General features: G+C 71.4%; 15 protein-coding genes. 7 read left to right on the plus strand and 8 right to left on the minus strand.

The genetic code is table 11. From position 1 onward, the window contains the following. Positions 1 to 28: 28 nt before the first annotated feature. Together ABZ906_RS30805 and ABZ906_RS30810 are read right to left on the minus strand one after the other, a co-directional pair. On the minus strand, positions 29 to 529 hold the full coding sequence (locus tag ABZ906_RS30805; RefSeq protein WP_361388250.1) for a YbaK/EbsC family protein: 501 nt from the start codon (positions 527 to 529) through the stop codon (positions 29 to 31). A gap of 75 nt (positions 530 to 604) precedes the next feature. Beyond that, positions 605 to 1,333 carry a lysophospholipid acyltransferase family protein gene (locus ABZ906_RS30810; RefSeq protein ID WP_361185102.1) on the minus strand — a complete coding sequence of 243 codons (729 nt, stop codon included), beginning with the start codon at positions 1,331 to 1,333 and terminating at the stop codon, positions 605 to 607. Between the two features lie 369 nt (positions 1,334 to 1,702). Here ABZ906_RS30810 and ABZ906_RS30815 point away from each other — a divergent pair, with 369 nt between their 5' ends. Continuing rightward, positions 1,703 to 2,173, plus strand: a complete 471-nt coding sequence (locus ABZ906_RS30815) for an SSI family serine proteinase inhibitor (RefSeq protein WP_361388253.1) — start codon at positions 1,703 to 1,705, stop codon at positions 2,171 to 2,173. 52 nt (positions 2,174 to 2,225) lie between these two features. On the opposite strand, the gene ABZ906_RS30820 is transcribed toward ABZ906_RS30815, so the two are convergent. The 5 genes from ABZ906_RS30820 to ABZ906_RS30840 all read right to left on the minus strand — a co-directional run bounded on the left by ABZ906_RS30820 (position 2,226) and on the right by ABZ906_RS30840 (position 6,735). After that, complete coding sequence (locus tag ABZ906_RS30820; protein ID WP_190078913.1) at positions 2,226 to 2,387, minus strand: hypothetical protein; 162 nt, start codon at positions 2,385 to 2,387, stop codon at positions 2,226 to 2,228. Between the two features lie 85 nt (positions 2,388 to 2,472). Beyond that, positions 2,473 to 3,423, minus strand: coding sequence for a cytochrome c oxidase assembly protein (locus tag ABZ906_RS30825; RefSeq protein WP_361388256.1), 951 nt, complete (start codon positions 3,421 to 3,423; stop codon positions 2,473 to 2,475). Positions 3,424 to 3,558: 135 nt separating this feature from the next. Then, complete coding sequence (locus tag ABZ906_RS30830) at positions 3,559 to 4,584, minus strand: 6-phosphofructokinase (protein WP_361388259.1); 1,026 nt, start codon at positions 4,582 to 4,584, stop codon at positions 3,559 to 3,561. 143 nt (positions 4,585 to 4,727) lie between these two features. Beyond that, positions 4,728 to 5,456: a glutamine amidotransferase gene (locus tag ABZ906_RS30835; RefSeq protein ID WP_249585951.1), complete on the minus strand. Its 729-nt coding sequence runs from the start codon at positions 5,454 to 5,456 to the stop codon at positions 4,728 to 4,730. Between the two features lie 40 nt (positions 5,457 to 5,496). Next, the gene (locus ABZ906_RS30840; RefSeq protein ID WP_344519320.1) at positions 5,497 to 6,735 is read right to left on the minus strand and encodes a MurT ligase domain-containing protein; all 1,239 of its coding nucleotides are present in this window, start codon (positions 6,733 to 6,735) and stop codon (positions 5,497 to 5,499) included. Positions 6,736 to 6,878: 143 nt separating this feature from the next. Here ABZ906_RS30840 and def point away from each other — a divergent pair, with 143 nt between their 5' ends. After that, a complete protein-coding gene (gene def, locus ABZ906_RS30845) occupies positions 6,879 to 7,418 on the plus strand; it encodes a peptide deformylase (RefSeq protein WP_361184794.1) in 540 nt (179 codons plus the stop codon). 23 nt (positions 7,419 to 7,441) lie between these two features. Here the strand turns inward: def and ABZ906_RS30850 are convergent, their stop codons facing one another. Further along, a complete protein-coding gene (locus ABZ906_RS30850) occupies positions 7,442 to 8,089 on the minus strand; it encodes a TetR family transcriptional regulator (RefSeq protein ID WP_361388261.1) in 648 nt (215 codons plus the stop codon). A 167-nt stretch (positions 8,090 to 8,256) separates the two neighbouring features. Here ABZ906_RS30850 and ABZ906_RS30855 point away from each other — a divergent pair, with 167 nt between their 5' ends. From ABZ906_RS30855 to ABZ906_RS30875, 5 genes are all read left to right on the plus strand, one after another. Further along, complete coding sequence (locus tag ABZ906_RS30855; protein ID WP_361388264.1) at positions 8,257 to 9,483, plus strand: acyl-CoA dehydrogenase family protein; 1,227 nt, start codon at positions 8,257 to 8,259, stop codon at positions 9,481 to 9,483. Between the two features lie 76 nt (positions 9,484 to 9,559). Next, positions 9,560 to 10,024, plus strand: a complete 465-nt coding sequence (locus ABZ906_RS30860; RefSeq protein ID WP_361388267.1) for a MarR family transcriptional regulator — start codon at positions 9,560 to 9,562, stop codon at positions 10,022 to 10,024. Then, complete coding sequence (locus ABZ906_RS30865) at positions 10,021 to 11,418, plus strand: MFS transporter (RefSeq protein ID WP_361184784.1); 1,398 nt, start codon at positions 10,021 to 10,023, stop codon at positions 11,416 to 11,418. Before ABZ906_RS30860 ends, ABZ906_RS30865 begins: the two co-directional genes overlap by 4 nt. Before the next feature lie 64 nt (positions 11,419 to 11,482). After that, a complete protein-coding gene (locus ABZ906_RS30870; RefSeq protein ID WP_361388270.1) occupies positions 11,483 to 12,037 on the plus strand; it encodes an isochorismatase family protein in 555 nt (184 codons plus the stop codon). A gap of 207 nt (positions 12,038 to 12,244) precedes the next feature. Further along, positions 12,245 to 12,514 carry a hypothetical protein gene (locus ABZ906_RS30875; RefSeq protein WP_361388273.1) on the plus strand — a complete coding sequence of 90 codons (270 nt, stop codon included), beginning with the start codon at positions 12,245 to 12,247 and terminating at the stop codon, positions 12,512 to 12,514. Positions 12,515 to 12,614: the final 100 nt, after the last annotated feature.

Consider the following 12,614-nt stretch of genomic DNA (forward strand, 5'->3'; position numbering starts at 1 on the left):
TCTTCTTCTGTCTTCTGCCTTCCGCCTTCTACGCTGCCGCCGCCTGCGCGATCCCGGCCGTACGCGGCTCCGCGATCGCCGTGTAGTCCGCGGTCCGCAGCGCCAGCGAGCGGTCCAGGCGCGCCGCGTTGAAGAAGAGCTCCTCGTGGGCGAGCAGCGCCGGGTCCACGACCAGCTCAAGATCGGGGTCGAAGGAGAACGGCAGGATCGTGCCGCTCACACTGCCCGCGAGCCGCTCGGCGGCCTCCTGCGTGGCGAAACCGGCGTACGTCCCGCCCAGCAGCTGCTTGACCGCGTTCAGATCGACGCGCCGGTCACCGGGCACCACCGCGAGCACGTACCGCTTCGTCTTCTTGCCGGTCTTCACCATCACCACGATGCACTTCGCGGCCTGCTGGAGGGTGTTGCCCCGCAGCGCGCTGACCGCCTCCGTGGCGCCCTCGGCCTCGTGCTCGATGACACGGAACGCCGCGCCCCGCTCCTCAAGCAGCCCGATCAGCTTCGTGTACAGGCCGTGCTCGTCGCTCATCCGCGTCTCCCGAGTGCTGTCGAGGCGGCCCCGCCCGTGCGGCACCGCCCATCAGCAGGACCGTACGCCAGGCGGTCAACTCAGCGGCATCCGGGGGAACTTCCGCCTGCTGGCCGCGGCGGCCCGTTCCGCCTCCTCCGCCTTGACGACCGCGGCGTACTTGTCGACGTACTCCTGTCCGGAGAGCCCGAGGATGGCGTACATGATCTCGTCGGTGACCGCGCGCAGGACCGCCTTCTCGTTCTCCATGCCCGCGTAGCGCGAGAAGTCCAGCGGGGCGCCGAAGCGGATGGAGACCTTCTGGAAGTTCGGCATCTTCTGGCCCGGCGGCTGCGCCTCGAACGTGCCGATCATCGCGCACGGGATCACCGGTGCCTGCGCCTTGAGCGCCATCGCGGCGACGCCGACCTTCCCCTTGTAGAGGCGTCCGTCGTGCGAGCGGGTGCCCTCCGGGTAGATCCCGAGCAGCTCTCCCTTGCGCAGTACGCCCAGGCCCTCGCGGATCGCGGCCTGGCCCGCCTCCTTGCCGGAGCGGTCCACCGGGATCTGGCCCGCGCTGCGGAAGAACGTGGCGGTGAGGCGGCCCCTGAGGCCGGGGCCCGTGAAGTACTCGGCCTTCGCGAGGAAGGTGATCCGCCGTTTGATGATGGCGGGCATCAGGAAGTGGTCCGAGAACGAGAGGTGGTTGCCCGCCACGATCGCCGCACCGGTCTCCGGTATGTGCTCGAGCCCCTCGATGCGCGGCCGGAACATGAGCCGCAGCAGCGGCCCCAGGACGACGTACTTGAGCAGGTAGTAGAACACCCGTTGCTCCTTGACGTAGGTGGACCAGCCCGGTGCTGCGTCGTCGCAGGTCACGGGTCCTCGCGCGCAGCGGTCATTTTAGGTGCGAGACCCCGGCGATAGAAGGGCGAGACCTCGGCGGGAGAAGGGCGAGACCCTGGCGGGAGAGGGGATCGAACCCGAGCGGCCCCGACCCCGGCCCTGCACGACGGCGGCACACCCGTACGCGATCCCTGCCCCGCACCAAGGCGGCACACCCGTACGCCCCCGCCCCGGCCCCGTACGGGTGACCGCCCGGCGTGTCGGCCGGGCGGGCGGCGGCCGTGCGGGGTGGCCTGGACTGTCCCGGACGCAGCACGTCACCGCTCCGTCACCGCTCCAGGAGGCCCCATGAGTCCCCGTCCCACGTCCCGCCTGAGCCCGATCGCGGCCACCGCCGCCGCGCTGATCTCCCTTGCCGTGGCCGCACCCGCCCACGCCGCCGCACCCGCCCACGCCGCCGCACCCGCCCACGCCGCCGCACCCGCCCACGCCGATGACGAGGCGGCCCCCGCGCGGGCGACCGGCGTCTTCCTCACCGTCACCGGCGACGACAACGCCTGGGTCCGCGGTGTGCTGCTCGACTGCAGGACCGAGCGGCCCGCCCACCATCCGCACGCGGCCGAGGCCTGTGCGGCCATCGACGCGGCGAAGGGTGACTTCGACAAGCTGCCGGCGAAGAAGGGGATCTGCACCAAGCAGTACGCCCCGGTCACCGTGAGCGCCACGGGCACCCACCGCGGCAAGCCGGTCAGCTGGCACAAGACCTACGGCAACGCCTGCGAGATGGGCTACTCGACGGGCGCCGTCTTCCGCTTCTGACCGGCGCCGTCCCGCGCCGTCCGCGCCTTTCCTCGCTGCCGCGCGGCACCCCTCAGGGGGTGCTGCGCGAGAGCACCATCGCCAGCGTGAGCATGCCGATGACGACCCAGCCGAACCACAGCCAGCCGTTGCTCCCGAGCGCGACCGTGTACGCGGTCACCGCGACCAAGCCTCCGATGGTGAACACACCCATCGTCTTCGTAGAATCAGGCATCGCCCTGCCTCCTCCCGGCAGCCCCGACACCTTGATGCCAGGACCGCGGCCTGGGACCATCCTCGCCCGCGAAGACCCTTTGCCGCTAGCGCCCGCGCGCGGCCAGTGAGGCGAGATAGGCGTTGTACGCCTCGAGCTCCTTGTCGCCGTCGCGGTCCGCGGCCCGGTCCGTGCGCCGTGCCTGGCGCTGATCGGAGCGGTACCACTGGAAGAGCAGCGCGAGCAGCACGAGGACCGAGGGCACCTCGCTGAACGCCCAGGCGATGCCGCCGGCGGCGGTCTGGTCGGCGAGCGCGTCGATGCCGAGGGAGGCGGGCGGGTTCTTGTAGGTGCCGACCATCGGCTCGGAGGCCATCATCAGCGCGATGCCGAAGAACGCGTGGAAGGGCATGCCGGCGAACAGCTCCAGCATCCGCATGATGTAGCCGGGCCGGTGCGGCCCCGGGTCGACGCCCATGATCGGCCAGAAGAAGACGAGGCCGACCGCGAGGAAGTGGACCATCATCCCGATGTGGCCCGGCTTGGAGCCCATCAGGGTGTCGAAGAGCGGGGTGAAGTAGAGCGCGTACAGGCTCGCGATGAACAGCGGGATGGTGAACGCGGGGTGCGTGATGATCTTCATGTAGCGGCTGTGCAGGATCCACAGCAGCCACTCGCGCGGGCCCTTGCTGCCGCGGGCCGCGACCGGCAGTGCGCGCAGGGCGAGCGTGATGGGGGCGCCCATCAGGAGCAGGATCGGCGAGAGCATGCTGATGACCATGTGCTGCACCATGTGCACGCTGAACATGACCATGCCGTAGTCGTTCAGCTGGGTGCACATCACGAGCAGGATGGTCAGCACGCCCGCCACGAAGGAGACGGTGCGCCCGACCGGCCACTTGTCGCCGCGCCGCACGAGCCGGACCACGCCCCAGCCGTAGAGGGCCAGAGCCACGAGGGAGCCGATGAGGAAGAAGGGGTCGGCCGAGAGTTCGAGCCCGCGCCCCAGCGTGAACGGCGGCAGATCCATGTTCATGCCGTGCCCGCTGTGATCCATCCACTGGCTCCTGATTCGTGCGGTTGTGCGCTGTGTGTCCGCACCAGACTAGAACGGCCCCCGGACGCCGACGCGTCCGGGGGCCGTTCCTTGAGCCTTGAAACAGAGCCTGTCTCCAGAGAGCAGGGCCGGTGCCTAGAGCACGCACTCCGCCTCGGCGTAGCGCTCGTCCGGGACCGTCTTGAGGGTCTCGACGGCCTCGGCGAGCGGGACCATCGTGATGTCCGTGCCGTGCAGCGCCGTCATCTTGCCGAACTCGCCGCGGTGCACCGCCTCCACGGCGTGCCAGCCGAAGCGGGTGGCGAGGACCCGGTCGTACGCGGTGGGGGTGCCGCCGCGCTGGACGTGCCCGAGGATCACCGGGCGTGCCTCCTTGCCCAGGCGCTGCTCCAGCTCGATGGAGAGCTGGCGGGCGATGCCGGCGAAGCGCTCGTGGCCGTACATGTCCTTGATGCCCTCGTCGAACTTCATCGAGCCCTCACGGGGCTTGGCGCCCTCGGCGGCCACGACGATGGCGAACTTCTTGCCCGCGGAGAACCGCTCGCCGACCTTGGCCGCCAGTTCCTCGATGTCGAAGGGGCGCTCCGGCACGACGATGGCGTGCGCGCCCGCGGCCATGCCCGAGTGCAGCGCGATCCAGCCGGTGTGCCGGCCCATGACCTCGACGATCAGGACCCGCTGGTGCGACTCGGCGGTCGTCTTGAGGCGGTCGAGGGCTTCGGTGGCCACGCCGACCGCGGTGTCGAAGCCGAACGTCACGTCGGTGACCGCGATGTCGTTGTCGATGGTCTTGGGTACGCCGACGATCGGCAGACCCGCGTCCGACAGGAGGCGGGCGGCCTTCAGGGTGCCTTCGCCGCCGATCGGGATGACCGCGTCGAGGCCCAGGTCGGCGAGGTGGCCCTTGGCCCGCTCGACGCCGTCGCGCAGATGCGCGGGCTGGACACGGGATGAGCCGAGAATCGTTCCGCCACGGGCCAGGATGCCGCCCACCGCGTCCAGGTCGAGCTTGCGGTAGTCGCATTCGAGGAGGCCGCGCCAGCCGTCGTGGAAGCCGATGACCTCGTCGCCGTGGTCGACGACGGCACGGTGCACGACCGAACGGATGACGGCGTTCAGACCGGGGCAGTCGCCGCCGGAGGTGAGGACACCAATGCGCATAGCCCGGAATACCTTTGCAACGTGGGCCGAAGTCCGGACCACGTCGTCCGGCTGGAACCCCGCCACCCTATAGGCGAGAGGGGGCGGGGCCGTACCGGGCGTCCGACTGCTGGACGGTGCCGCTCACCTGTGCGGCGGGGGCTTCAGGCGGGCTGCTGCGCGGCGTTCATGCGCTCGGCGCGCAGCGCCTCGTACCAGCGGTCGTCCGTGGGCGGCAGCGCGTTCACGTCCAGGGCCAGCTTGAGGAGCAGGTCCGCGATCAGCGGGTTGCGGGCGAGGACGGGACCGTGCATGTACGTGCCGAAGACGGTGCCGTTGTACGCGCCCTCGGTGCCGTCGCCCGTGCCGTTGCCCCGGCCGAGCGAGACGCGGGCGAAGGGGCGCGCGGAGGGGCCGATGTGGGTGATGCCCTGGTGGTTCTCGAAGCCGGTCAGCGGGGGCAGGCCCAGCTGCGGGTCGATGTCGCCCAGGACGTCGCCGACGCAGCGGTCGCCCTCGCCGCGGGTGGAGATCACGTCGAGCAGGCCGAGGCCCGGCTCGCGCTGGCCGAGGTCGTTGATGAACTCCTGGCCCAGGATCTGGTAGCCCGCGCACACCGAGAAGACGATCGCGCCGTTGCCCACGGCGCGCTGGAGTCCGCCGTCGCGGCGCAGCCGCTCGGCCGCCAGGCGCTGCGGACGGTCCTCGCCGCCGCCGATCAGGTAGATGTCGCCGGAGGTGGGCACCGGCTGGTCGCTGCGCACGTCGTAGCGCTCGACCTGGAGGCCGCGCTGGTGGGCGCGGCGCTCCACGACCAGGGCGTTGCCCTGGTCTCCGTACGTGCTGAGCAGGTCGGGGTAGACCCACACCAGCCGCAGGCTGTTGTCGCTCATGCTCATTCGTCCCTACGAGGGTCTAGAGGGTCCGGTGGGGTCAGTTGCCGACGCGGCGGCGCAGGTCCTGGAACGCGGTGTAGTTCGCGATCGTCTCGATGCGTCCGGGCGGCGCGAGCTGCACGGCCTCGTCGAGGGACTCGCAGACCCGGAAGTCCAGGCCCGCGACTTCGAGACGCACGGCGAGGTCGAGCTTGCGGTCGCCGAGCACGAAGATCGGGTGACCGGCCAGGCGGGTGTAGTCGACGTCCCACAGCCAGGAGGTGTCGGTGCCGTCGGCGCCGCGGGCGTTCACGGACAGGACCACCGGGGTGGGCGGCGGGTCGATCAGCGAGAACGTCTCGAGCCAGCCCGCGGGGTTCTTCGCGAGCAGCAGACGCAGGTCGCGGCCCTGGAACTGCACGACGTCATAGCGTCCCGCGACGGCCTGCACCTGGTACATCCGCTCCAGGGCGACCTGCGGGGGCACGCCGAAGACGGCGGCGACGGCCGCCGAGGTGGTGGCGTTCGCCTTGTTCGCGCGGCCCGGTAGCTGAAGGTGGATCGGCCAGGCCGAGCCGTGCGGGTCGAGGACGTGGTCGCCGGAGAGCACCCAGCTGGGCGCGGGGCGGCGGAAGCCGCACTCGCCGCAGAACCAGTCGTCGCCGGGGCGCTGCATGACGCCGCCGCAGGAGGGGCACGACCAGGCGTCGTCCTTCCACTCCTGGCCCGCGGCCACCCACACGACGTTCGGTGACGAGGACGCGGCCCAGACGACCAGCGGGTCGTCCGCGTTCGCGATCACGACGGCCTTGGAACCGGCCAGGCCCTCGCGCCAGTTCTCCGCCATCATGCGGGTCTCGGCGGCGCGGTCGAGCTGGTCGCGCGAGAGGTTCAGGAGCGCGATCGCCTTCGGCTCCACGTCACGGGCGACGCCGGCGAGGTACTTCTCGTCGACCTCGATCACGCCGAACCTGGCGTCCGAACCGCCCGCGAGGGCCGAGGTGATCCCGGCCGGCATGTTCGCGCCCAGGGCGTTCGAGACCACGGGCCCGCTGGCGCGAAGCGCCTCGGCGAGCAGCCGGGTCGTGGTCGTCTTGCCGTTCGTGGCGGAGACGAGCACCACGTCCAGGTGCGTGGCCAGACGCCCGAGCAGGTCGGGGTCGAGCTTGAGCGATACGCGGCCGCCGATCACCGATCCGCTGCCGCGGCCCGCCGCGCGCGACACCGCCGCGGCCGCCTTGCCCGCCGTCACGGCCAGCTTGGCCCGCGGCGACAGCGGGTCCGTGTTGCCTGCCATCAGTTCTGGATCCTCCTTGCGTACGGCGCCGCGCCTGCCCCCGGCAACGCGATGAACCTCAGCCTATCGAGATCCACTCCCAAGCCCGAACCGCGGCACCACCCCGACCCCGGGGCTTTGTTAAGGACCGTACCCTTGCGGCCATGCGACACGGCTCGATCCCGGGCGCCTCGGGGCGCGTACGACCTCTGACACTGCTCGGTGATCCCGTGCTGCACAAGCCCTGTGAGGAGGTCACCGACTTCGGCTCCGAACTGGCCCGGCTCATCGAGGACATGTACGCCACGATGTATGCCGCCGAGGGCGTGGGTCTTGCCGCCAACCAGATCGGCGTGAACCAGCGGGTCTTCGTGTACGACTGCCCGGACGACGACGATGTGCGTCACCTCGGGTACGTGGTGAACCCGCGCCTCGTCGAGACGGACGGCCTCACCGTGCGCGGCCCGGAGGGCTGTCTGTCGCTGCCGGGCCTGGAAGCCGTCACGCCGCGTTTCGATCACACCGTGGTGGAGGGGGTCGACATGCTGGGGGAGCCGGTGCGGGTGCACGGGACCGGCTGGTTCGCGCGCTGCCTGCAGCACGAGTGCGATCACCTGGAGGGCGGCGTCTACACCGATCGCGTCACGGGCTGGCGGCGGCGCAGGGTGCTGCGGGCCGCCGCCAGGGCGCCCTGGAGCAGCTGACCTCCCCGGTAGGTCCTCAGAAGTCAGAAGCCGGGGCCGCCGATGCGGTCGCCCGCGGCGGCGAGGCGTCCCCACAGCAGGTCGGCCAGGCTGCTGACCAACTCGGCGCGTGGGCAGGGACGTTCGCCCAGCCACCAGTCACCGGCGGCGTGCATCATGCCGACGATGCCGTGGCCCCACACGCGCGCGAGCTGGGCGCTGCCGGGACCGAGGTCGACGCGCTCCTCGATGACCTGCGCGAGCTCCTCGCCCATGCGGCGCAGGACCGGGGCGGAGTGCAGCCCCACGTCGAAGCCCTGCTCGCCGGAGGTGGCGCCGTCCGAGGGGTGCATGAGGAAGCGGTAGACCTGCGGGCGGGCCTCGATCGCGGCGAGGTAGGTGTCCAGGGTCTGCTCGACCCGCTCCCTGCGCTCGGCCGGGGCGTCCAGGGCGGCGCGCAGGGAGTCCAGGAGGGCGTCGGTGTGCCGCTTGGCAAGGGCGGCGTACAGGCCGCCCTTGTCGCCGAAGTGGCGGTAGAGGATCGGCTTGGTGATGCCGGCCTCGGCGGCGATGGCGTTCATCGAGGCGCCGGGCCCGTCGCGCAGGACCACACGGTCGGCGGCCTCCAGTAGCTCGCGCCGCCGGCGCTCGGCAGACCGTTGCTGATCGGTCTGCTGTGTGGTGGTCTCCATAGCGATTCTCTCCCCGCCCAGGCGATTGCGTGACGCACGCGCAACGTAACACCCCGCGGTCGGTGGCCATCGAACGGGCGGCCGGGAGTTGACATCGGCTACCGGCCGGTAACAGACTCCAGTTACCGCAAGTAACGTATGTCTGCATCGCAGGTCCTGGAGGGGTCATGGCCGAGTTCACCATGGAGCTCAACGACGAACAGAAGGAGGTCCGGGACTGGCTCCACGGGTTCGCCGCTGACGTGATCCGGCCTGCGGCCGCCGAGTGGGACGAGCGCGAAGAGACTCCTTGGCCCATCATCCAGGAGGCGTCGAAGCTGGGGATCTACTCCCTCGACTTCTACGCCCAGCAGTTCTTCGACCCCACGGGCCTGGGCATCGTGATGGCGACCGAGGAGCTCTTCTGGGGCGACGCGGGCATCGCCCTGTCCATCATGGGCACGGGCCTGGCCGCCGTCGGCGTGCTGGCCAACGGCACCGAGGAGCAGATAGGCACCTGGATCCCGCAGATGTACGGCGACGTGAACGACGTCAAGGTCGCCGCCTTCTGCTCCTCCGAGCCCGACGCGGGCTCGGACGTGGCGGCCATGCGCACCCGCGCCGTCTACGACGAGGCCAAGGACGAGTGGGTGCTCAACGGCACCAAGACCTGGGCGACCAACGGCGGCATCGCCAACGTCCACGTCGTCGTGGCCGTCGTCGACGCCGAACTCGGCTCCAAGGGCCACGCCTCCTTCATCGTCCCGCCGAACACTCCCGGCCTCTCCCAGGGCCAGAAGTTCAAGAAGCACGGCATCCGCGCCTCGCACACCGCCGAGGTCGTCCTGGAGGACGTGCGCATTCCCGGCCACTGCCTGCTCGGCGGCAAGGAGAAGCTGGACGAGCGCCTCGCACGGTCGCGCGAGCGCGCGAAGAAGGGCGGCGAGCGCGTGAAGAACGCCGCGATGGCCACCTTCGAGGCGTCCCGCCCGGCGGTCGGCGCCATGGCCGTGGGCACGGCCCGCGCCGCGTACGAGGAGGCCCTGGAGTACGCCAAGACGCGTACGCAGTTCGGTCGCCCGATCATCGACAACCAGGGCATCGCCTTCCAGCTCGCCGACATGCGTACGCAGATCGACGCAGCGCGTCTGCTCGTCTGGCGCGCCTCGTGGATGGCGAGCACGGGCAAGAAGTTCGAGTCCGCCGAGGGCTCCATGTCGAAGCTCTACGCGAGCGAGGTCGCCAAGAAGGTCACCGCCCAGGCGCTGCAGATCTTCGGCGGCAACGGCTTCACGCGTGAGTACCCGGTGGAGCGCATGCACCGCGACGCCGCGATCTACACGATCTTCGAGGGCACGAGCGAGATCCAGCGTCTGGTGATCGCCCGCACGCTGTCGGGGATGCCGATCCGCTAGCGCGGTGTAGTACGCGACAGAGGAGATAGACAGGCAGCCTTGCAAGGTTGCCTGTCTATCTCGTACGGTGGCCCACATGAGCGCACCCTCTGACGACGCGACCCCCGGACAGGGCGACGCGGCACCCGAGCAGATCGCCGCCGATCTGTCGAACGTCGTCCGGCGGCTCGTGCGGCGCCTGCGCGGCGTGACACCGGCGACCGGACTCAGCCCCACCCAGCGTTCCGTGCTCGCCCGCCTCGACCGGGGAGGCCCCGCCACCACCGCGGCCCTGGCCCGCGAGGAACTGGTCAGGCCCCAGTCCATGCGGCTGACCGTGGGCGCCCTGGAGGAGATGGGGCTCGTCGAGCGGGCCCCCGACCCCGACGACGGGCGGCAGTCCGTGGTCTCCGTGACCGACGAGGGGCACCGCACCCTCGCCGAGATGCGGGCCGCCAAGCACGACTGGCTCTCGACGGTCCTGGCCGACGGGCTCGACCCGGCCGAGCGCCGCCAACTGGCCGATGCCATCGTGCTGTTGGAGCGGCTGGTGCAGAAGTGAGGACGAAGCCGGACGCCCCGGCCCGCCCCGCGGCGGGCGAGCGTCCCGCCTTCGGGGCACGGCTCACCGCGCCCCTCCTCCTCGGCTCGCTGCTCAACCCGCTCAACACCACGATGATCTCCACCGCCCTGGTGGCGATCGGCCACGAGTTCGGCGTCGGCGCCGCCGACACCGCCTGGCTCGTGTCCGTCCTCTACCTCGCCAGCGCCGTCTCCCAGCCGGTGCTCGGCAAACTCGCCGACGGCATCGGGCCGCGCCGGGTCTTCCTCGGCGGACTCGTGGTCGTCGTCGCCTCCGGCCTGGTGGGCGCGCTCGCCCCCGGATTTCTCTGGCTCCTCGTCTCGCGCCTGCTGCTCGGCATCGGCACATCGGCGGCCTACCCCGCCGCCATGGCCGTCCTGCGCGACGAGTCCCGCAGGCTCGGCTCGCCCACGCCGCGCACCGTCCTGGGCCGGCTCTCCTTCGCCGGGCTCGGCAGCGCGGCCATCGGCCCCACCCTCGGCGGGCTGCTCGTCGCGACCGCGGGCTGGCGCGGCATCTTCGCGGTCAACATCCCCGTCGCACTCGTCGCCTTCGGCTGCGCGCTGCGCTGGATACCGGCGGACGGACCACGCGCCGCGCGCGAGAAGGGCCGCGCCGCCAGCACGCTCGACCCGCTCGGGATACTGCTCTTCAGCTCCGCGCTGACCTGCCTCGTCGTCTTCCTGCTCGACCTGGCGCACCCCCTGTGGTGGCTGCTCGCCCCCGTGGCGGTGCTCTCCGCCGTGCTGACCTGGTGGCAGCTGCGCCACCCGCGCCCCTTCATCGACCTGCGCATGCTCGGCCGCAACCACGCACTGGCCCGCACCTACCTGCGGCACGGCCTGAGCTACCTCGTCGTGTACTGCGTGATGTACGGCTTCACCCAGTGGCTGGAAGAGGCCCGCGGCCTCTCCTCCCTGCACACCGGGCTCGTCATGCTGCCCATGTCCCTGGCCGCGCTGGCCTGTTCGCTGCTCGGCGCCCGCACGAAGGGCATCCGCGCCCCGCTGTCCGTCGCCGCCGTCCTGCTCGTCGTGGGCAGCACCCTGCTCTTCTTCACCTCCGGCGGCACACCGCTCGCCGTGCTGCTCCTGGCCGGCGCCTGCTTCGGCATCCCGCAGGGCCTGATGGGCACCGGCAACCAGGCCGCCGTGCAGAGCTTCGCCCCCGCCGACGCGATCGGCTCCGCCGCGGGGCTGCAGCGCACGGCCCAGTACATCGGCGCCATCGCCGCGTCCGGCCTGATCGGCCTCGCCTACGGGCAGCGCGCCGACGACGCCGGACTGCACCTCATGGGCGCGGTGGGCGCCGTCCTCGCGCTCGCCTTGGTCGCCCTGACCCTCACCGACCGGGCCCTGCGCGCCCGCACCTGAGCGACTCCCCGGCCCCATCCCCGTACGACCCACGCAAGACCCACGCAAGAAAGAGAACCCAGCCATGACTGCCACCACCCTCGACCCCACCACGGCCCTCGTCGTCGTCGACCTCCAGAAGGGCATCACCGCCCTGCCCACGGCCCACCCGTCCGCGGAGATCGTCGAGCGGTCGGCGTACCTCGCCGACGCCTTCCGCGAGCGCGGTCTGCCCGTCGTCCTGGTCCGCGTCACCGGCGACACTCCCGCCCCCGGACGCACCGAGGGCCCCGCCCGCCGCGGTGAGGTGCCCGCCGACTGGGCGGACCTGGTGCCCGAACTCGGCCGCCGGGACAGCGACATCGTCGTCACCAAGCAGCAGTGGGGCGCCTTCTACGGCACCGACCTCGACCTTCAGCTGCGCCGCCGCGGGGTCACGCAGATCGTGGTCACCGGCATCGCGACGAGCATCGGTGTCGAGTCGACGGCCCGCTCGGCGCACGAGCACGGCTATCACGTGACGGTCGCCGTCGACGCCGTGACCGACATGGACGCCGACGCACACCGCAACAGCATCGAGAAGATCTTCCCCAGGCTCGGCGAGACGGACACCGCGGAGGCGATCGCGAAGCTGCTCTAGCCGCTGCGGATGTGGCCGGCAATCACCCCTGACGTCCTGCCGTCCCCGCACGACACTGCCCCTCATGCAGGGCCCGCTGACGATCGCCGCGACCGCGCCCGGCGGCCACGGTGGCCTGGGTGGAGCAGGGAGAGCCGCGAATCACGCCGCGAGGCGTACGCGGACTGCCTGCAGGCGGTCGAGAGGGTGCTGGGAGCGGCCGATGCGGTGCAGGCCGGCCTCGAGGGACACCTGTGGGCCGGACGGCCGACGAGCCTGCATCACCTGTCGGACCTGGAAGATCACGTGCGGCACCTCGATGCGCGCACGAGGGAGGCCCAGCGGAGCGTCCGGATCGAGGGCCCTGACCGGCTCGCCGCCGCGGGACACCGGCCGACCGGAGCGGCGAGCGAGGCGTCGTGGAACGCCAGGGCGGACGCGGTGACCGAGGCACTCGACACCTTCGTCGTCGACGCCTCCAAGGCCCTCTCCGTCTAGCGCCGCGGCGCTCCCGGCAGGGGCGTCCGGCGGCCCGTCCGGCGCGTACCCGGCTTCGTACGGACGTCCGCACCTGCCTCGTCCGCGAATGCGAGCGGAG

Origin of the sequence: Streptomyces sp. NPDC046925 (assembly GCF_040644915.1) — a bacterium.
Classification (GTDB): domain Bacteria; phylum Actinomycetota; class Actinomycetes; order Streptomycetales; family Streptomycetaceae; genus Streptomyces.